The organism is Aeromonas sp. S18(2024), assembly GCF_041402525.1.
Taxonomy (GTDB): Bacteria; Pseudomonadota; Gammaproteobacteria; order Enterobacterales; family Aeromonadaceae; genus Aeromonas; species Aeromonas enteropelogenes.
The window spans coordinates 68,989-87,692 of sequence record NZ_JBGLQV010000002.1 but is presented as its reverse complement, the minus strand read 5'-3'; the positions used below and the strand labels follow the sequence as shown (position 1 = coordinate 87,692).

15 protein-coding genes, 1 other RNA gene, 1 pseudogene and 1 riboswitch are annotated in these 18,704 nt (G+C 58.3%); of the genes and pseudogenes, 9 read left to right on the top strand and 8 right to left on the bottom strand.

The window, feature by feature from the left end:
* Nucleotides 1–731: 731 nt before the first annotated feature.
* Nucleotides 732–1,091, bottom strand: a transfer-messenger RNA (tmRNA) gene (ssrA, locus tag ACB034_RS03620).
* 180 nt (nucleotides 1,092–1,271) lie between these two features.
* Complete coding sequence (gene smpB / locus ACB034_RS03615; protein ID WP_026455809.1) at nucleotides 1,272–1,760, bottom strand: SsrA-binding protein SmpB; 489 nt, start codon at nucleotides 1,758–1,760, stop codon at nucleotides 1,272–1,274.
* 169 nt (nucleotides 1,761–1,929) lie between these two features.
* On the opposite strand from smpB, the gene ACB034_RS03610 reads away from it, so the two are divergent.
* Complete coding sequence (locus ACB034_RS03610) at nucleotides 1,930–2,364, top strand: SRPBCC family protein (RefSeq protein WP_026455810.1); 435 nt, start codon at nucleotides 1,930–1,932, stop codon at nucleotides 2,362–2,364.
* On the top strand, nucleotides 2,357–2,716 hold the full coding sequence (locus tag ACB034_RS03605; RefSeq protein WP_026455811.1) for an RnfH family protein: 360 nt from the start codon (nucleotides 2,357–2,359) through the stop codon (nucleotides 2,714–2,716). The genes ACB034_RS03610 and ACB034_RS03605 overlap by 8 nt, the downstream gene beginning before the upstream one ends.
* Before the next feature lie 92 nt (nucleotides 2,717–2,808).
* Here ACB034_RS03605 and ACB034_RS03600 read toward each other — a convergent pair whose 3' ends face one another.
* Both ACB034_RS03600 and fadE read right to left on the bottom strand, forming a co-directional pair.
* Nucleotides 2,809–4,083 carry an amidohydrolase gene (locus tag ACB034_RS03600; RefSeq protein WP_371172105.1) on the bottom strand — a complete coding sequence of 425 codons (1,275 nt, stop codon included), beginning with the start codon at nucleotides 4,081–4,083 and terminating at the stop codon, nucleotides 2,809–2,811.
* 144 nt (nucleotides 4,084–4,227) lie between these two features.
* Nucleotides 4,228–6,684, bottom strand: coding sequence for an acyl-CoA dehydrogenase FadE (gene fadE / locus ACB034_RS03595; protein WP_371172104.1), 2,457 nt, complete (start codon nucleotides 6,682–6,684; stop codon nucleotides 4,228–4,230).
* 258 nt (nucleotides 6,685–6,942) lie between these two features.
* On the opposite strand from fadE, the gene lpcA reads away from it, so the two are divergent.
* From lpcA to ACB034_RS03580, 3 genes are all read left to right on the top strand, one after another.
* The gene (gene lpcA / locus ACB034_RS03590) at nucleotides 6,943–7,521 is read left to right on the top strand and encodes a D-sedoheptulose 7-phosphate isomerase (RefSeq protein ID WP_026455813.1); all 579 of its coding nucleotides are present in this window, start codon (nucleotides 6,943–6,945) and stop codon (nucleotides 7,519–7,521) included.
* A 134-nt stretch (nucleotides 7,522–7,655) separates the two neighbouring features.
* Nucleotides 7,656–8,447 carry a class II glutamine amidotransferase gene (locus tag ACB034_RS03585; RefSeq protein ID WP_026455814.1) on the top strand — a complete coding sequence of 264 codons (792 nt, stop codon included), beginning with the start codon at nucleotides 7,656–7,658 and terminating at the stop codon, nucleotides 8,445–8,447.
* A gap of 306 nt (nucleotides 8,448–8,753) precedes the next feature.
* Nucleotides 8,754–9,089, top strand: a complete 336-nt coding sequence (locus tag ACB034_RS03580; RefSeq protein ID WP_026455815.1) for an Hpt domain-containing protein — start codon at nucleotides 8,754–8,756, stop codon at nucleotides 9,087–9,089.
* 34 nt (nucleotides 9,090–9,123) lie between these two features.
* Here the strand turns inward: ACB034_RS03580 and yvcK are convergent, their stop codons facing one another.
* Nucleotides 9,124–10,038: a uridine diphosphate-N-acetylglucosamine-binding protein YvcK gene (gene yvcK / locus ACB034_RS03575; protein ID WP_061475788.1), complete on the bottom strand. Its 915-nt coding sequence runs from the start codon at nucleotides 10,036–10,038 to the stop codon at nucleotides 9,124–9,126.
* 113 nt (nucleotides 10,039–10,151) lie between these two features.
* On the opposite strand from yvcK, the gene ACB034_RS03570 reads away from it, so the two are divergent.
* The gene (locus ACB034_RS03570; protein ID WP_371172103.1) at nucleotides 10,152–11,357 is read left to right on the top strand and encodes an FIST signal transduction protein; all 1,206 of its coding nucleotides are present in this window, start codon (nucleotides 10,152–10,154) and stop codon (nucleotides 11,355–11,357) included.
* Nucleotides 11,354–13,450: pseudogene (locus ACB034_RS03565) on the top strand (ATP-binding protein). Before ACB034_RS03570 ends, ACB034_RS03565 begins: the two are co-directional and overlap by 4 nt.
* 237 nt (nucleotides 13,451–13,687) lie before the next feature.
* Here the strand turns inward: ACB034_RS03565 and ACB034_RS03560 are convergent.
* The 3 genes from ACB034_RS03560 to narQ all read right to left on the bottom strand — a co-directional run bounded on the left by ACB034_RS03560 (nucleotide 13,688) and on the right by narQ (nucleotide 16,718).
* Complete coding sequence (locus ACB034_RS03560; protein ID WP_026455820.1) at nucleotides 13,688–14,263, bottom strand: LON peptidase substrate-binding domain-containing protein; 576 nt, start codon at nucleotides 14,261–14,263, stop codon at nucleotides 13,688–13,690.
* Nucleotides 14,264–14,367: 104 nt separating this feature from the next.
* Nucleotides 14,368–15,006, bottom strand: coding sequence for a two-component system response regulator NarL (gene narL / locus ACB034_RS03555; RefSeq protein ID WP_026455821.1), 639 nt, complete (start codon nucleotides 15,004–15,006; stop codon nucleotides 14,368–14,370).
* Nucleotides 15,006–16,718 carry a nitrate/nitrite two-component system sensor histidine kinase NarQ gene (narQ, locus tag ACB034_RS03550; protein WP_042027478.1) on the bottom strand — a complete coding sequence of 571 codons (1,713 nt, stop codon included), beginning with the start codon at nucleotides 16,716–16,718 and terminating at the stop codon, nucleotides 15,006–15,008. Before narQ ends, narL begins: the two co-directional genes overlap by 1 nt.
* Nucleotides 16,719–16,796: 78 nt before the next feature.
* Nucleotides 16,797–16,937: riboswitch (molybdenum cofactor riboswitch) on the top strand.
* On the opposite strand from narQ, the gene moaA reads away from it, so the two are divergent.
* Together moaA and napF are read left to right on the top strand one after the other, a co-directional pair.
* Nucleotides 16,925–17,905 carry a GTP 3',8-cyclase MoaA gene (gene moaA / locus ACB034_RS03545; RefSeq protein WP_042027477.1) on the top strand — a complete coding sequence of 327 codons (981 nt, stop codon included), beginning with the start codon at nucleotides 16,925–16,927 and terminating at the stop codon, nucleotides 17,903–17,905. It overlaps the preceding riboswitch by 13 nt.
* Before the next feature lie 265 nt (nucleotides 17,906–18,170).
* Complete coding sequence (napF, locus tag ACB034_RS03540; RefSeq protein ID WP_042027476.1) at nucleotides 18,171–18,680, top strand: ferredoxin-type protein NapF; 510 nt, start codon at nucleotides 18,171–18,173, stop codon at nucleotides 18,678–18,680.
* Nucleotides 18,681–18,704: the final 24 nt, after the last annotated feature.

Sequence of the window (18,704 nt, the reverse complement as noted above, 5' to 3'; positions counted from 1 at the left end):
GCTCTGCTTTGTTGGAATGAGCCGATTATAGGGGGAGGTGACTCGTAATATGTGTGATCTGACGCAGGATTTACCGAGTGAAAAACGGATGTAAAACAATCAAAACGGGCATAACACCACATGGGTGGTGTATATAACTAGTTGAAGTATATGTATTTGGTTGAAATCAAGGCTTGCCCGTTTCGGCATTGATTATCCGAAATCGGGCAGTATTCAAATACAAAAAATTGAATTGGCTCACAGAGAAAAGAGAGTCTTAAAAATGGGGGGCATGTATTCAAGATGAAGCAGTAAATAGAGATCCTGAAAGGATGTCATGTATTGGCATCATTGGAATCCTTTTTGTCATTCGTTAGATTGTCTGAAATTCGTACGTGTTGACGTGTTGACGTAACCCGCCATCAAAAATGAAAAACCGGGAACGGGTGAAAAAACGGGGGAGATGGCAGGACAAACACAGGTGTGGTGAGGCTGGCGGCACGAGATGACAAAGCCGGGCTGTTCACCGAAATATGACAAAGCGCCGTGCCTGGCTGATGGCGATGCGCTGAAAATGAAAAATGGCGTGATGAGTGGTACTGCACGTCTAAACGTTAGTATCCAGAGCGGCTTGCGCTGTTGGTGAACATTTTTGTGGCTGGGCTGTGCGTGGAGTCTCGGCACGGTTGAATAGACTGCTCGATAACCAACAAAAAGGGCCTCTTCCGAAGAAGAGGCCCTTTCCAAACGTTTGGTGGAGCTGGGGGGATTTGAACCCCCGTCCAAAATTACTACATCCTTGGCACTACATGCTTAGTCACTCTTTACATTCGCCAACCCGCTGCGGAGAGACACGCCACGAATTGACTAGCTCGATTGGTTTTAATGCTTCCGCCCCGAGCAGGACTTCCACACGATCCTGTGAAGGATGACCTTCCGATTCCCTAGGACACAGGCAAGCTAGGGTAGAAGGGCTCTGCGCAGGTTATTAAGCTGCCAGTGCGTAGTTTTCGTCGTTTGCGACTATTTTTTTGCGGTTTATTAACGAGGCCTACCGCACCTCGGCATGCACCTTGGGTTTCGTGAATCTTGTCGAATCCAGAATCAGCCCCAAGTTGTTAAGAGGGATTGTACGCAAAAATGCTGCCATGGCAAGGCGTTGATGGCCATTCCCGCGGGGAGCCGCTCTGTTTGCCGATTTATTGCGCGCAAGCAGGGCGGGAGAGGGTAAGAGGCAGGCCAGAAAAGAAAAAGTCCGGGCTTGGAGCCCGGACCTTGCAGCATCAATCGGATTAGCCGCGATTTTTGTTCTTCATGATGCGGGCTTTTTCCCGATCCCATTCGCGGGCCTTGGTATCTTCGCGCTTGTCGTGCTCTTTCTTGCCTTTTACCAGACCGATCTCGACCTTGACCCAGCACTGTTTCCAGTAGAGGGCGAGCGGCACTATGGTGTAGCCCTGACGGGCGATCAGGCTCTCGAGCTTGTCGAGTTCACGCCGGCTCAGCAGCAGCTTGCGGGTACGGGTCGGGTCACACACCACGTGGCTGGAGGCAGCCTGCAGTGGCAGGAAGCTGGAGCCGAACAGGTAGGCCTCGCCATCGCGGAAGATGACATAGGCTTCGCTGATGTTGGCCTTGCCCGCCCGCAGGGATTTGACTTCCCACCCTTGCAGAGACAGACCCGCTTCGATCTTCTCTTCGATGAAGTATTCGTGGCGCGCGGTTCTGTTGAGTGCAATGGTGCTGGACCCGGCTTTGTTTTTACTGTTTTTTTTGCTCATGACGGGCGATTTCCGGCAATGACTAGGAGGCTCGTATTATACGTAGGCGAGGGCGGCTGTAAAACGCGCAGCGGCTCGAGTGGCGGCTTAATGAGCAGTTTGGCCGAGGTTTTACCTCCACAAGCCGGAACATGATGATAAAATCGCGGCGATTGGATGAGGAAAAGCCATGCCCCGTATTACTCGCAGTGCCCTGGTGATGTTCAGTGCAGAACAGATGTTCAAGTTGGTTAACGATGTGGATGCCTATCCGCAATTTTTGCCCGGTTGCGTCGGCAGTCGCGTGCACGAGGCCGGCGATGACTACATGATGGCCTCGGTGGATGTGGCCAAGGCGGGCATTGCCAAGACTTTTACCACCCGCAATCAGCTGGACATGAACCGCCAGATCAGGATGGAGCTGGTGGATGGCCCGTTTCGCAAGCTGGCGGGCTGGTGGACCTTCACTCCGCTGGATGTGGATGCCTGCAAGGTGGAGTTCGATCTCGATTTCGAATTTACCTCCAAGCTGATCGAGGTGGCCTTCGGTCAGGTGTTCCGCGATCTGGTGAGTTCCATGGTCGCCGCCTTCTCCAACCGGGCGAAGGAGGTTTACGGTGTCTGAGCAGCTCACCATAGAGGTGGTCTACGCCTTGCCGCAGCAGCAGACGGTGATTGAGTTGAGGGTTGCGCCAGAGACCTGCGTGCTGGACGCCATCGAGCAGTCCGGTATCGTGCAAAAGCACCCGGAGATCGATCTGGCAGTCAACAAGTTCGGTATCTACAGCCGTCCGGTCAAGGGGAGTGATCCCCTGCAGGACGGGGATCGTATCGAGATCTATCGACCGCTCATCGCCGATCCGCGCGAGATGCGCAAGAAACGGGCCGAGAAGGCCAAAGAGGAAGGTCGGGCCGATGCGGTGACCGGCGGTCGCCCCAACACCAATCGCAAGCGGGGCGATGGCGAGTCGCACTAGTGAGTCGCTCCGGGAGCCATTGCGATGCATTCGTCAAAAAGGCGCCTTGGGCGCCTTTTTTGATCCTGCGATATAGCCTTTTACCGTGCTGGTCAGCGCGCCGCCGCTGGCTGTGTGCTTTGACGGGAGAGCACCCAGGCGGCCAGCAGATCGACCCCGCTTTGCATCACCCGCTCATCGAAATCGAAGGCATTGTGATGGTGCGGCGCCGCGAGATCGGCTCCGAGCACCAGGTAGGCGGCTTCGCCTCCCTGTTTTTGTACCCGCTCCATCAGGAAACCTGCATCCTCGCTGGCGCCGAAGCGGCGAGTCTGGATGGTGGCGAGCCCCTGCTGGCGGGCCAGGGCGGTCAGTTCGACCTGCAGGGTGGGGCTGTTGTCCAGCGCAATGGCCTCGCCCTGTTTGATGATCTGGTAGGTGACCCCGTGGGCCATGGCCACCCCTTCGACGATGCGTTGCACCTGGCCGAACATGTAGTCGTTGAGAGCGCTGTCGGCGCCGCGGGTCTCGCCGCGCAGTTCGGCATGATCGGGGATCACGTTGCGGCCGCTGCCGCCGTTGAGCTGGCCGATATTGATGCGGGTCATGCCATCCCGGTGGCGGGGAATGGCGAGCATGGCGCTGGTGGCCATGCAGGCGGCGGCCAGTGCGTTGCAACCGGCGTTGGGCTCAAGACCTGCGTGGGCCGCCGTACCCATGAAGTGCACATCGAACTTGGTGGAGCAGAGAAACTCGGTGGGGTTGATCACCAGCTCACCGCTGCTCGCGTGGATACCGATATGCAGGGAGAGCAGGGCATCTACGTCATCGAGCGCCCCGCCGGCGGCCAGCGCCTTGCCGCCGCGACACCCCTCTTCGGCAGGCTGGAAGAAGAGCTTGATGCGTCCCCCCAACTGCTCTTTCATCGCCATCAGCCGGCTGGCCAGCCCCATGCCAATGGCGGTGTGGCCATCGTGGGCGCAGGCGTGCATCCACCCCTTGTTGTGGGAGGCAAACCCTTCCCGCTGCGGTTGATGCTGCTCGTCGCCGGACTCTTCCACTTCCACCGCATCGATGTCGAAGCGAAAGGCGAGCGTCGGGCCGGGGCGGCCGGTGTCCAGTTCCCCCATCAGACCGGTAAAGTCACCGATGCGATCCAGCCAGTCGGGATGCGCCCCCTGGCGGCGGGCGCGGGCCTTCTCGGCCGCCACGTCCAGATCCCGCCCCATCACCAGATTGCTGGCCAGCAGCTTGTCACCGAGCACGATGTGATAGCCGAGCCCGCTCAGGTGGTGGGCAATCAGGCTGGTGGTGCGAAACTCTTTCCAGGCGGCTTCCGGCAGGCGGTGCAGATCGCGGCGCCACTGGATCAGGTGCTCAAGGCTCATCTCGGCTTCCTTGTGTGTTTGAACTGCCGGCTATTGTGCCTTTTTTTGTGATCAAGAACAGGGGGGAGGCGGCTGGCGCTTTGTCGCCACCGTACAGAATAAAAAACGCCTCCCGGTGGGAGGCGTTATTGGCAGAGCGGCGACTCAGGCCGCGTGATGGTAGGCGGAGGCTTCAAACAGCTGCTTGTTGGCCACCAGATCGATGGGGTCGAAATCATCGACGTTGATGGTGCGCAGGCGGCTCACTTCGGCGCGGCGCAGCAGGTCGGCCTCGCTCTGGTTCAGCACGCCGGCAGCCAGTCCGATGTCGGCTACCTTGTCCAGCGCCAGGAAGGGACGCTTGATGCCATCGGCCTTGCACACCTTGTCAAACAGCGGTTCGGCGGCCAGCACGTCATCGAGTGCCTGCTCCAGTAGGCCGAAGGGGTTGCCCTCTTCGCGGGTGAGATACTGACCCTGAGCCAGTCGACTGCGAGTTTCGCTCGGCGTTTGCAGCAGGCGGGCTACCTGGTTGTCCAGCTTGTCGCTCGGGCGCTTCATGTCGCGACCCAGCGGCAGCACGATGACGCGCAGAGCCAATCCAATCCAGCGGTTCGGGAAGTTGCGTAGCAGTTCATCGATCGCCTCCTGTGCCTTGAACAGGGCATCTTGCAGCGCCCAGTGCAGCAGCGGCAGGTCGGCCTGTTGGCGTCCTTCGTCCTGATAGCGCTTGAGGGCGCTGGAGGCCAGATAGAGCTGGCTCAGCACGTCGCCGAGACGGGCGGAGACCCGCTCCTTGCGCTTGAGCTCGCCCCCCAGGGTGCCCATTGCCATGTCAGACAGAAACGCCAGGTTGGCGGAGAGGCGGGAGAGCTGCTGATAGTAGCGCTTGGTCTGATCCCCATAGGGGGATGCGGCGAAGCGGGCACCGGTGAGACCCAGCCAGAAGCTGCGCACCAGGTTGCTGATGGCAAAGCCGACGTGGCTGAACACCGCCTTGTCGAAGTCTTTCAGGGCCTGCTCCTGATCCGGGTGGCTGGCTGCCAGCATTTCGGGCAGCACGTAGGGGTGGCAGCGGATGGCGCCCTGGCCGTAGATGATCATGCTGCGGGTCAGGATATTGGCTCCCTCGACGGTTACCGCGATAGGCGCTCCCTGATAGCCGCGGGCCAGATAGTTGTTGGGACCCATGCAGATGGCTTTGCCGCCGTGAATGTCCATGGCATCGATGATGCACTTCTGGGCACGGTCGGTGAGGTGGTACTTGACGATGGCAGAGATGACCGAGGGCTTCTCGCCGAGGTCGATGCCGGTCACGGTCAGGTTGGCCGCGGCGCCCATGATATAGGCGTTGCCGCCGATGCGGGCCAGCGGTTCTTCAATGCCTTCCATCTTGCCGATGGGCAGCTTGAACTGGCGACGGATGCGGCTGTAGGCGCCACTCGCCAGGGCCAGCATCTTGACGCCGCCGGTGCTGTTGGAGGGTAGGGTGATGCCGCGACCGACCGAGAGGCACTCCACCAGCATGCGCCAACCCTGTCCGGCCATGGCCGGGCCGCCGATGATGAAATCGAGGGGGACGAAGACGTCCTTGCCCTGGGTCGGGCCGTTCTGGAACGGCACGTTGAGCGGGAAGTGGCGACGGCCGATGCCGACTCCCTTGATGTGGGTCGGGATCAGGGCGCAGGTGATGCCGAGCTCCTCTTCCTCCCCCAGCAGATGCTCCGGGTCACGCAGCTTGAAGGCGAGCCCCAGCACGGTGGCGATGGGGGCAAGCGTAATGTAGCGCTTGTTCCAGGTCAGGCGCATGCCGAGCACCTCTTCCCCTTCCCACTCGCCCTTAGCGATGATGCCAAAATCGGGGATGGAACCCGCATCCGAACCCGCTTCCGGGCTGGTCAGGGCGAAGCAGGGGATCTCCTTGCCGACCGCCAGACGAGGCAGGTAGTAATCCTTCTGCTCATCGGTGCCATAGTGTTGCAGCAGTTCGCCCGGGCCCAGGGAGTTGGGCACGCCGACGGTGGAGGCGAGCACGGCGCTGGCGCCGCACAGCTTTTGCAGCACGCAGGACTGGGCGTAGGCGGAGAACTCCAGGCCACCGTACTTCTTCTTGATGATCATGGCGAAGAACTTGTTGTCCTTCAGGTATTGCCACACCTCGGGAGAGAGATCGGCCCGCTCGTGGGTTACCTCCCAGTCGCTGACCATGCGGCACACTTCTTCCACCGGACCGTCCAGGAAGGCCTGCTCTTCTGCCGACAGGGTGCTGACCGGGATGGCGTGCAGCTTCTTCCAGTCCGGATTGCCGGCAAACAGGTCGGCTTCCCACCAGGTAGTGCCCGCTTCGATGGCTTCTTTTTCAGTGCGGGACATCTCTGGCATGATGGATTTGTAGAGCTTGAACAGCGGCTTGGTCAGCTGGTTTCGGCGAAATTCCACCAGGTTGAGGGGGATGGCAACCACGGCAAACAGGGCCCATACCAGCAAGGGCACATGACCGTAGAGGGCCCCGATGATAAGGGCGGCGAAGGTTACCAGGGTCGAGATGAACAGGGATGCCCGGCGATAGGCCAGGGCTCCGATAACCAGGATCACCCCGAGCAGAGTGAGGGTCGTCGTCATTGCTTGCTCCTTGCGTGATAGGTTGCCAATGTGGCGTAACTGATCCAGAGGTCTGACCTGTTTGGTCTGGCCCTTGTTGTAATTCATACGCACAAAGTTATCAAGTTGTTTACAAGCTCATTACCTTGCGACTGTGATCCCCGTAACGTGGCAGGCCAGCCTGTGGCGCGACCTGCCGAGGGAGGGGGCGACGACGGGATTGCCTTGTGCGAGAATAGCGGCGACTTACACGCACACTAAAAAAGTGGAAGAGACATCATGTACCAAGAATTGATCCGCAATGAACTGACCGAAGCCGCCAGCGTGCTGCAAGCCTTCCTGGCCGATGAGCAGAATCTGAAGAATATCGAGGCGGCCGCCAAGCTGCTGGCTGACTCCTTCAAAGAGGAAGGCAAGGTACTCTCCTGTGGCAACGGTGGCTCCCACTGCGACGCCATGCACTTTGCCGAGGAGCTGACCGGCCGTTATCGCGAGAACCGTCCGGGTTATGCCGGCATCGCCATCTCGGATCCTAGCCACCTCTCCTGCGTCTCCAACGATTTTGGCTATGACTTCGTCTTCTCCCGCTACGTTGAGGCTGTCGGCCGCCGTGGTGACGTGCTGCTCGGTATTTCTACCAGCGGTAACTCAGGCAACATCCTGAAGGCCATCGAGGCGGCCCGTGCCAAGGGCATGAAGGTGATAGCCCTGACCGGCAAGGATGGCGGCAAGATGGCGGGTCTGGCCGATGTGGAGATCCGCGTTCCGCACTTTGGTTATGCCGACCGCATTCAGGAAGTGCACATCAAGGTGATCCACATCCTGATCCAGCTGGTCGAAAAAGAGATGGCCAAGTAAGTGGCATCGACGCCGGGCAGGAGTGTGCCTGTCCGGCATCGCCAATCTGGACAAGCGGCTTGATGCAAAGAAAGGTATGCTTTTCTGCCAAGTCAGCCAGATGAACAAGTAGTCAAGGAAGGAGTGGTCCAGATATGTGCGAACTGCTCGGCATGAGCGCCAATGTGCCGACCGATATCTGCTTCAGTTTTACCGGCCTGATGCTGCGTGGTGGCAAGACGGGTCCCCACAAGGATGGCTGGGGGATCACCTTCTATGAGGGGAAGGGGTTTCGTACCTTCAAGGATCCCGAGCCCAGTGCCCACTCTCCCATCGCCAGGCTGGTACAGGCGCTGCCCATCAAGAGCTGCGCCGTGGTCAGTCATATCCGCCAGGCCAACCGGGGCTGCGTGTCGCTGGAAAATACCCACCCGTTTACCCGCGAGCTGTGGGGGCGGTACTGGACCTTTGCCCACAACGGTCAGCTGACCGGCTACAAGAGGCTGGCCACCGGGCGGCACAGGCCGGTGGGGGATACCGACAGCGAACACGCCTTCTGCTGGCTGCTCGACAGGCTGGAGCAGAAGTATCCCAGGCGACCGGCCAACTTCCCCGCCATGTTTCGCTACCTCGCTACCCTGTGTGACGAGCTGCGGGCCTTCGGGGTGTTCAACATGCTGCTCTCGGACGGGGAGTATGTGATGACCTTTTGCTCCAACAACCTGCACTGGTTGACCCGGCGTGCCCCCTTTGGTGAAGCGAGTCTGCTGGATGAAGAGGTGGTGATCGATTTTCATAGCGAGACGACCCCCAATGACGTGGTGACCATCATCACGACTCGTCCGCTGACTGGGAATGAACACTGGGTCAAGATGGAACCTGGTGAGTTCAACTTGTTCCGGCTGGGTGAGCGTATCGCCAGCAATCACGACGAGATCGGCCAATAAAAAAATACCAGGGTAGATACCTACCCTGGTTCTTCGCAGCAGCCATAAAGGGCAAAAGGGATGAGAGGTGTTGCTGAGCATCATCACTCTGATGATGCTCAGTGTTACTTGAATGTTAATTTGTTGCAATGATGTTATTTTGTATTGCTGTCAAAGCGTGTTGATATTTTGAATCCGATCACGTTTTTCGTCTTTTGGGCTGGGTGTTGAAGCAGTTTGCCGGTCTCAGGTGAGCTGTCCGGGCGTCCGTGGCCCGAAAACTATCTATAGTATGGTCTGTTTGAATACCATTTTGAGAGGCCTCGCATGGAGTGGGTGGATCGCAAGGTGTTGCAACAGCTGGCTGACGATATCGGTCAGGAGATGTTGCCAGTCGTGATAACCGTGTTTATCGAAGAGGTAGGGGAGCAGCTAAGCCAGCTCAGGCCACTGTATGAACAACAGGATTGGGAGGCGCTGGCCAGGGTGGCACACAGCATGAAATCCTCCTGCGGCAGCTATGGTGCCCTGACGAGCTATCAGCAGGTGATGGCGCTGGAGCTTGCGTGCAAGCAGGCCGATGGTGACGAGGCTGCGCGTCAGCTCCAGCAACTCGAACACTCTCTGCCGCAGGTGTTGGCCTTTCTGGCCGATTACCACTGAAAACCGGCCACTGCCACACGGCAGTGGCGGCGTCTTAACGCTGGTTGAGCAGGTGTCCTATGGTCTTGTCCAGCGCCAGCTTGAGTTTCAGCCGGTCATGGCGATGGGGCAATGCCGTCTCGCCCAGATCGGCTTCGATCAGGCGACCTTGCCATGTTCCCCCTTCCCCTGCGCCAAAGGGCGCCAGAATGGCATCAATTCGGCCATGTCCGATCCTGGATTCCAGCCAGCGGCACTGGCTGGCCAGATCCAGCTGGCCGGCAGGCCCTTTTTCCGCGACCAGGTTGCAAATAAACACCACCATGGCATTGCTTTCGTTGATGGCCTGGGCGATCTCCGCCAGCAGCAGCGGCGGCATGATGGAGGTGAGAAAACTGCCTGGGCCCAGAATGATCATGTCAGCCTGCTGCAGCGCCTGTACCGCTTCGCGGGTGGCCTGCACTTCCGGCATCAGGCTCAAGGAGAGGGGAGGAGTGGCCAGCTGATCGATGGAGACCTCTCCCAGGATCTGGTTGCCGCACTCCATATGGGCACAGAGATCGGTGGGTAATTCGGACATGGGTAACAATTGTGATTCAATTTTGAGCATGTCACTGATGAGCTTGATAGCATCCAGAGGGCGGACACAAAGGTTGTCCAGTGCCAGCAGCATCAGGTTACCAAGATTGTGCCCAGCCAGTTCGCCACGGCCGGCGAAGCGGTACTCAAACAACAGGCTGCCGATACTGGGGTCGGTGACCAGCTGGTTCAGGCAGTTGCGCAGATCCCCCCAGGCGATGCAATCCTGGCTCTTGCGCAGGCGGCCGGTTGAGCCGCCATCATCCGTGGTGGTGACGATACCGGTCAGCCGCTGACCAAGGAAGGAGAGGGCGGAGAGCACCCGGCCCATACCGTGGCCACCACCGATGGCAACGACCCGATCGAAGTCATTGATGTTTTTTTGCCACATGAGGGCATCCTGTCACTGGGGTTGATAGAAGGTTATGTTAGCAAGGAATATGAGCTAATTACTTGATAAGGGTATGACTTTTGCTTGCGACATGAATCCGATAACGCAAGGAGATGGTGTTGAACTTTCTGACCGTTCACTCTCTTGAGGAAAATTCCCTGCTGGCGGCTCAAGATATCTGCGCGCGGCTTCATCACCATGCCATGCAGGCGCCTTCCCTGTTGCTGGTCTATTTTACTCAGGCCCATGATGCTGCGGTACTGCGCGAGCAGCTTGGGCGTCAATTCCCGACGACCCCCTTGCTGGGGTGCAGCTCCTGCGGTGGCGTGATGACCGAAATGGGACACCATGTCAGGCAGGAGCATGGCGTGGCAGTGGCTGCTTTTTATGATGAGAAGGGGGCTTACGGCGTTGCCGGCGCCGAGGGGGAGCTTGTGGATGTGCGTCTGTTGTTGCGCCGGGCTATGCTCGAGTGTGGCCGCCCGGGCGAACTGCCCCAGCTTGTTCTGGTTCATGCCAGCCCGGGCCAGGAGGAGGAGGTGCTGGCCTCTATCGAAGCTGAGTTTGGTCACTCGGTGCCTGTGGTCGGTGGCTCGGCGGCGGACAACAAGGTGAGTGGCGACTGGCAGCTCTGTTGGAGTGAAGGGCAGAGCAAGCAGGGGGTGGCGCTGGCGGTGCTCTATCCTGACTGCCAGCTGGCCTTCCAGTTTCACTCCGGTTATGTACCCGCCGAAAGCCACGGCGCCATCACCTCCTGTGATGGGCGCGAGGTGTTGACGATCGAGCATGAGCCTGCCGCAGAGGTGTATGCCCGCTGGTGTGGCCGGCAGCAATCCTGGCCAGTGGGCCCCATCCTGCACGAGAGCACCCTGACCCCTCTGGCCCGTCAGGTGGGTACCCTGGATGGCGTCCCCTACTACAAACTCTCCCATCCCGAAGCCGTGACGGAGCGAGGTGGGCTACGTCTTTTCACCGACGTGACCGTGGGCGAGCGCCTGTGGTTGATGTACAGCAGCCAGGAAGGGCTGTTGCAGCGCAGCCTCAGTGCCATCCGGATCGATCCCGAGTACGGTGTCGATGCCAGATTGCAACCCGTCGGGGCGCTGATCATCTTCTGTGCTGGTTGCCGTCTGGCGCTGGGTGATATGCTGTATCAGTTTGTGGAGCAGAGCCAGGCCCGGCTTGGCAAGATCCCCTTCATTACTCCCTTTACCTTCGGGGAGCAGGGGCGGCTGCCCCATGGTGAACTGGCTCATGGCAACCTGATGGTATCGAGCGTGATCTTTCTGACCAATGACACAGGACAGGCGACAAGATGATGGAGAGCGGTGAACTGGAGGCGCTGGGCGAAAAGTTGCAAACCGCTCTGGTCGATCTTACCCGTTGCCGTGAACGTGAAGCCAGGTACCGTGACGAGTCCCACACTCTGCTCAAAGGGGTAGAGACCTTGGCAGATGCCAAGACCCTAGAACGGGTACTGGAGAGTCTGATCGAGGTACTGAGACCCTTCATCGGTTTTGAACACGCGGATGTGGTGGCCTGGGAGGGAGAACAGGGTATTACCCACCTGAGCAGCGAGACGTGAGAGCAGGGGCGCTTCTGGTCAATGACGCCGGCGTTTGCCAGGGCCATCGCCGGCGAAACCCTGGTGATCTACGATCCCTCCCTGCTGCCCGAGCTGGCGCCTCTGGCCTGTGAACCTGGCTGGGCCAGCTTGCTCTTGACCGGATTGCAGGCCCCGGGTTTTACCGCCATCCTCATCTGTCGCCATTCCCAGGCAGGCACCTTCGATCTTACCAGCAAGGCCGCGATGCAACGCTGTCGTCCGCTCATCGCCCAGGCGCTGGTCAATATCACCTACCGTGCCCGTTTGCAGGAGCAGGTCGCCGCCAAAACCGAGGCATTGCAGGCCAGTGAGCGTCGTTTTCGCAGCTTTGCCGCCATGGCTTCCGACTGGTTCTGGGAAACCGATGCCGAGCATCGCCTCAGTTTTGCCTCCGAACCGGGTTACATGGAGGAGTTCATTACCCCTTCCTCCCAACCAACCCTGCATGACTATCTCTACAACAAGCAGAGTCCGGAATCCCAGGGCTATCTGCGGCTGCTTGAGCAGCGGGCGCCACTACGGGCGGCACGGGTTTTGGTGGCCTTGCAGGACAGAGCCTGCTGGATGGAGGTGAACGCGGAACCCAACATGGATCAGAACGGCTACTTCCTCGGCTATCGCGGGACGGCACGGGATATCAGCAATCAGATCAAGCGGGAAGAGGAGCTGGCCAGGGCTCGTGATGAGGCGGAAGCCGCCAACCGGGCCAAATCCCAGTTCCTGGCCATGATGACCCACGAGATCCGTTCTCCCATGAATGCGGTGCTGGGCATGCTCGATCTGTTGCTGCATGCCGAATTGTCTAGCGATCAGCAGGCGCTGCTGCGCCATGCCACCCATTCTGCCCGTCTGCTGCAAACCATCATCGACGATGTGCTCGATTTCTCGAAAATCGAGTCCCAGACCTTGTTGCTGCAGTGCGAAAGTCTGCAACCTGTCGGGTTGTGTCAATCGATCATCGAACCCCTGCTGCCCCGGGCTAAGGCTAGTGGCATCGAACTGTTGTGCCAGGTAGATGAGGCGGTGCCACAGACGTTGCAGGGGGATCCGATGCGATTGTCGCAAGTGATCGGCAACCTGCTGGACAATGCCCTCAAGTTTACCGAGCAGGGTCGGATCGTTTTGCGGCTGGAGTGGCATGACGAGATGTTGAGGGTGTCCGTGACCGATACCGGGCTTGGTATTGCTGCGACCGATCAGACCCTGCTGTTCAAACCCTTCTCTCAGGTCGACAACTCGGCGACGCGCCGCTTCTCCGGCGCTGGGCTCGGGCTTGCCATCAGCAAACGTCTGGTGGCATTGATGGGAGGGGAGATATGGCTGGAGAGCGAGCCTGGCAAGGGGAGTTGTTTCTGGTTCGATCTCCCCGGCATGGCCCAGCCCTGTCATTGTCAACCGGTACGGGAAGAGAGTGCCCAGACCTTGCTGCCACTGGATGTGTTGGTGGTGGAAGACAGCCCGGTCAACCAGCTGGTGGTCTCCCTGATGTTGCAAAAACTGGTCAGCAAGGTGCGCCTGGCCGCCAATGGCCTGGATGCTCTGACACTGGTGGAAGAGCAGCTGCCGGATCTGATCTTGATGGATATGCGCATGCCCGAGATGGATGGGCTGGAAGCCACCAGGCGACTGCGTGCGCAAGGGGTGACCATCCCCATAGTCGCGCTGACGGCCAATGCGATGGCGGAGGACAAGGCGAGCTGCCTGGCGCAGGGGATGGATGATTTTCTGGCCAAGCCGATCACCCTGGCGAGGCTGCGGGAGTGCCTGGCGCGTCATTTCAGCCAGCGATTGCCGGAGCGCGGATAAAAAAAATGGTCAACTTGTTAGGTTGACCAGTTCTTCAGCAAATACTGAAGAGAGCACGGGATAAATCGGGTTGTATTAAACTGTATGAAAAATCTGTGCCAACTTTTAATGACTCTTTTTGTGTTCAATTCGGCCGATTAGCGCAACGGCTCTCTCTTTTTCGTCTCCCTGTCTTTTGCAAAATGCGAATAATGAATTTTCATTGTCGGAATAATTGCATTTTGCAAAGGTTTTTTATCACTGCGAAATCAGGCGATGCAGAAATTGACGAGCCGCTTCGCTGTTTTGTTTGGCAATCAGCATCTGCTTTTCATAAATCGGCATCGGCAGGATCTCGAGCCAGCGCTGGCAAAGCCAGGAGGCATCTTCAAACCGTTTCTCGGGATAGAGTTCATCCAGTTCCGGATACTGCTCGAAGACCTCCCGCAGGCGATTCACCAGCAACTTGTCGTTGAAGTCCGAATGGATGCTGGGCCAGTTGGGCAGCATTTCTACTTTTGCCCGACGCAAACCGCTCGGATCCGTCTCCATCTCATGGATGCAGAAGCGTTCCAGACCGAGTACGGTGACGCCCAGCAATCCGTCGTTCAGGGTGTAGAAATCGGTGACCTTGACCCGGGTGCCGACAGGCAGGATCCGGCCGGATTGTCCCGAGGTGGTCGACTCTTCCATCACGATGCCGAAGCCCTGATCGTTGATGAACGATTCCTTGAGCATCTGCAGATGATGGGACTCGAACAGACGCAGAGGCAGCTTGCCGCCCGGAAGTATGTGGGAAGGCAGGGGGAACAGGGCCAAAGGTTGAATTTTCATGTTCCATCCTCCATTGAGTAGTTGCTGGATAAGACAATGCAGCGACTGTGCCAGAGAATTAAAAAAGCCACCGGAAGGTGGCTTTTAGAGGGAAGGGAAGGCGCTTAGTTGCGCTGCTCCAGATACATGACGGCCGCTTCTACGCGGCTTTGCGCCTCGAGTTTCTTCAGCAGGCTCTTCACATGCACCTTGACCGTGCCTTCAGAGATATGGAGGACGGAAGCTACCTGTTTGTTGGAGAGTCCCTTTGCAATTTCGCGCAGGATTTGCATTTCGCGACGCGTGAGGCTTTCGAGTTTCTGCTGCAGGTGATCCAGCTCGTAGATGTTCTCGAGGTAGGGACGCAGCGGCTCGCTCAGGATCTGCTTGCCGGTCATCACGTCGGCCAGCTGGGCCAGCAGCAGGTCGGGTTCGGTATCCTTGAGCAGGTAACCATCGGCGCCGGCCTTGAGCAGGGCCACCACGTCTTGGCGGGCATCGGAGACGGTCAGAATAACTACCCGCGAGGTGATCTCCTCGGCACGCAACGCCTTGAGGGTGTCGAGGCCGGATAGCCCTTTCATGTTGAGATCAAGCAGGATCAGATCCGGTTCGGATTCTTTGGCAAGGGCCACGGCATCGGTACCATTGGAAGCTTCGCCGGTGACATCCATGTTCTCTTCCAGAGCCAGCAACTGCACAATCCCTTTGCGCATGAGGGGATGGTCATCTACGACCAGAACACTGTATTTCATCACGTCCATCAAGCGTCTCTCGTTAGACTGGTGGGAAAAGTCAGATGCACCCGGGTGCCTTGTGGCTGCAGTTCACTGATGGTCAGCAGGCCATGCAGCTTGCTGGCGCGCTCGTTCATAATGCTCAAACCGTAGTGGTTGATCGCTGAGCTGGCGAGACCAATACCGACACCGTCATCTGAAATTTGAACCTCAATATTACCATCTGCGAGGGTCTGACAGCTAACATCAATCACTTGTGCATGGGCATGTTTGATGGCATTGAGCACTGCCTCACGGATCAGCTGCAGGATATGAATATGTTGGCCAGCCTCCAGATCCGTGTCGGACAGACCATAATGAAGCCGGATCTCTGCCGTGGTCTGGGGCTGCAGTTGTTCCAGCATGACCCGGATGGCTTCACCCAGATTGGCATCTCCTATGGTCAGGCGGAAGGTGCCGAGCAGTTCGCGCAGTTGGGTATAGGCGTTGCTGAGCCCTTCGTCGATCTGCTGCATCGCCTCCAGTGCTTTCTCCTGCTGGCCCTTGGCATGGGAGCGCTTGAGCAGGGTGGACTGGATCTTGAGGTAGGAGAGGGCCTGGGCCAGCGAGTCGTGCAGTTCGCGGGCGATGACGGCGCGCTCTTCCATCAATAGCAATCTTTGCTGTTGCAGCAGGGTCTGATCCTTGTGCAGCACCTGGGCCAGCAACATGGTGAAGTTCTTGATGAGGCGTTCGTCGATGGGATGCTGACTGATGATATCGAGCCGGCCAAACTCCTGCTCATCCATCTGCAGATAGAAGCTGGCTACCGCGTCGAGATCCCCGGGCCAGCCGGTGCGACCGGAAAGGTAAACCGGCATGACGTTGTTCTCGAAACGGGTCAGGCGGATGTAATCGATATGCTGGTGGGCCGCGGCGCGATCCAGCAGCTTGATAAGCGTGCGGGTACTGAGCGGGGCCGTGTGCAGCTTCTGGGCAGTGCTGTAGAGAAACGAGAGGGTGTCGTTGGCCTGCTGCAGCTTGGCCGTTTTCTCCTCGACCTTGTTCTCCAGCTCCCGATAGAGCTTGCCAAGCTCGTCCGCCATGGTGCCAAAGGCCCGTGACAGCTCGCCCAGTTCATTGTCGCGATGGGCTGGCAGGATCAGATCAAACTCCTGGCGCTGGATCTGGCGGGCGCAATAAACCAGCTGATTGAGGGGGGCCACTACCTGTTGGCGGGTAAAGCGCACCGTGAACCAGGCGATGGTAATGATGGAGAGCAACCCCAACCCTTCGGCTAGTGCCAGCATGCGTACCTTGAACTCCACGTGGTATTGCATCTGGTTGACGAAATTGTCGATGGCCGCCACAAATTTTTCGGTGTTGTCGGTATATCGTCTGGGAGTCCGATCTTCGATATGTTGGCGCATCTCATCCCACTGGCTGACCACCTCGCCATAGGTGCGGCGCAGGGAGGCCGGAGTGATCCAGCGCTGGGTCTCCTGCAACTCCCTGGCATGGAGCGTCTCTTCGAACTGGTTGAGGCGTCCCAGTACGCTCTCACCCTGCTCGATTTCGTAGGCCATTCGGTAGGCCTGCATCCGCAGGGAGCCGGACAGGTTGATCGCCTTGGCGTCGGGTACCGAATAGAACAGGGTGACCATGGCGACCAGCGCGATCAGACTGGCCATGAAGAGGATCAAAATCATGGATCGGCCGATGGCACTGCTGACCGAGCGGACCCTGAACCGTTTTTGCATGATGCCAAAAGTCTCCGGAATGTGTGGATTACCTCTTTAGTTGCGTGGGAGTGTACTCCAACTTGTGTTAGTATCGAAAAACTAGATGAACTCCGAGCGGTTTTGCCTAAGTCCTTGAGATAGGGGGAAACCAGCCGTCAGCCGATGTTCGAGCTGTAAGGGTCAGGAAAGAAATGCCCTGGCCTCCCGTATTTGGAAAGGTGTTTATGTCGCCACTTGAAGATGGTTTTTCCCGTCGTTTTTACTATTTGCGCCTGTCGATCACCGACGTGTGCAATTTCCGTTGTACCTATTGCCTGCCGGACGGCTATCGTCCGGAAGGGCGCAAATCCTTTCTCTCGGTAGACGAGATCCGCCGTGTGGTGAGCGGCTTTGCCGCCATGGGTACCCGCAAGGTACGCCTGACCGGGGGGGAGCCCTCCCTGCGTCGCGACTTCACTTCGATCATTGAAGCCGTGGCAAGCACCCCGGGCATCGAGAAAGTGGCCATGACCACCAACGGTTATCGTCTCAAGGAGCGGGCCCGCGAGTGGTTTGATGCCGGGCTTTCCGCTCTCAATGTCAGTGTCGACAGCCTGGATCCCCGCCAGTTTCACCAGATCACCGGCGAAAACAAGTTGGCAGAAGTCATGGAGGGGATCGAAGCCGCCCTAGCCGCCGGTTTCAAATCGGTCAAGATCAATGCTGTGCTGCTCAAGGGGCTCAACGACTACCAACTGGATGCCTTTCTGGCCTGGATCAAGCACAAGCCCATCGAGCTGCGTTTCATCGAGCTGATGCAGACCGGTGAGATGGATACCCTGTTCCAGAACCATCATGTCAGCGGTGAGCAGATCAAACAGCGCCTGCTGGAAAGTGGCTGGGTTCAGCAACTGCGCGGCAAGGACGACGGTCCGGCCCAGGTCTTCATGCACCCGGAGTCACAAGGGGGCGTCGGTCTCATCATGCCTTACAGCAAGGATTTCTGTGCTGGTTGCAACCGGCTGCGGGTCTCCTCGGTGGGCAAGTTGCACCTCTGTCTGTTTGGCGACAATGGTGTCGAGCTGCGGGATCTGCTCGGTGCAGACAGCCAGCAGGAGGCGTTGCAACAACGCATTCGCTCGGCGCTAAGTGGCAAGGCGGCGACTCATCGGCTGCATGAAGGGAATGCCGGTGCGACGCCTCATCTGGCATCGATAGGCGGTTAAACCGCTCGCACACCTGACCATCACTACCTACCAAGTGGCTTTTCCCAATGGGGTACAAAATGTGCGCCCATCGAACATTATTGCGCCAAGGGTTTGATCCAGCGCAAGAATCCCCCCTGTTTATCTCCCTGGTGGTATATCCCTGAACTTGTCAGGGCCGCAATATACGCCCAATCTTATAATTGGTATTGCAGATGTCCGTCATCGGACTCGCCCGTGCGCTATTGATCACCAGTGCGCTATCTATCACCAGGAAGGAGTCGATATGCCAGAGGGTGTCAACCTGTCACGTCGGGGTCTGTTTCGTGGTCGTTTGACGTCGAAAGAGCCAGGCGTCCAGTTACCCTGGTCACTCCCCTGGCCCGACTTCGTGGCCGATTGTACTCGCTGTGGCGACTGCCTGACGGCCTGTCCAGAGCAGATCCTGGTCAAGGGGGATGGCGGCTTTCCCATGGTGGAGTTCCGGCACGGTGAATGTACCTTCTGTGGTGATTGTGTTGCGGCCTGCAAGGCGCCGATTTTTCGTCCGACCACGGAGGCGCCCTGGCAATACATAGCCCATATTGAAGCCAACTGTCTGGCCAGTGCCCAGGTGTTTTGCCAGCGCTGCCAGGACAGTTGTGAAACCCGCGCCATTCGCTTTTCCCCCATGCTGGGTCGGGTGCCGACCCCCAGCATCGACGCCGCCTCGTGCACCGGTTGTGGTGCCTGTGTGATGGACTGCCCGGTAGGCAGCATCCGGGTTGGCGCTCCAGGGTCGGAGAACCCAATATGAATCAGGATGTTTGTGAAGCAGGAG

Coding starts and splice junctions, on each gene's coding strand:
- ACB034_RS03600 (WP_371172105.1), bottom strand. CDS start 4,083: ATGAGCCTTGAGCACCTGATCCAGTGGCGCCGCGATCTGCACCGCCTG.
- narL (WP_026455821.1), bottom strand. CDS start 15,006: ATGGACGTGATGAAATACAGTGTTCTGGTCGTAGATGACCATCCCCTC.
- lpcA (WP_026455813.1), top strand. CDS start 6,943: ATGTACCAAGAATTGATCCGCAATGAACTGACCGAAGCCGCCAGCGTG.
- ACB034_RS03570 (WP_371172103.1), top strand. CDS start 10,152: ATGGTGTTGAACTTTCTGACCGTTCACTCTCTTGAGGAAAATTCCCTG.
- ACB034_RS03560 (WP_026455820.1), bottom strand. CDS start 14,263: ATGAAAATTCAACCTTTGGCCCTGTTCCCCCTGCCTTCCCACATACTT.
- ACB034_RS03580 (WP_026455815.1), top strand. CDS start 8,754: ATGGAGTGGGTGGATCGCAAGGTGTTGCAACAGCTGGCTGACGATATC.
- fadE (WP_371172104.1), bottom strand. CDS start 6,684: ATGACGACGACCCTCACTCTGCTCGGGGTGATCCTGGTTATCGGAGCC.
- smpB (WP_026455809.1), bottom strand. CDS start 1,760: ATGAGCAAAAAAAACAGTAAAAACAAAGCCGGGTCCAGCACCATTGCA.
- ACB034_RS03610 (WP_026455810.1), top strand. CDS start 1,930: ATGCCCCGTATTACTCGCAGTGCCCTGGTGATGTTCAGTGCAGAACAG.
- yvcK (WP_061475788.1), bottom strand. CDS start 10,038: ATGTGGCAAAAAAACATCAATGACTTCGATCGGGTCGTTGCCATCGGT.
- narQ (WP_042027478.1), bottom strand. CDS start 16,718: ATGCAAAAACGGTTCAGGGTCCGCTCGGTCAGCAGTGCCATCGGCCGA.
- napF (WP_042027476.1), top strand. CDS start 18,171: ATGCCAGAGGGTGTCAACCTGTCACGTCGGGGTCTGTTTCGTGGTCGT.
- moaA (WP_042027477.1), top strand. CDS start 16,925: ATGTCGCCACTTGAAGATGGTTTTTCCCGTCGTTTTTACTATTTGCGC.
- ACB034_RS03585 (WP_026455814.1), top strand. CDS start 7,656: ATGTGCGAACTGCTCGGCATGAGCGCCAATGTGCCGACCGATATCTGC.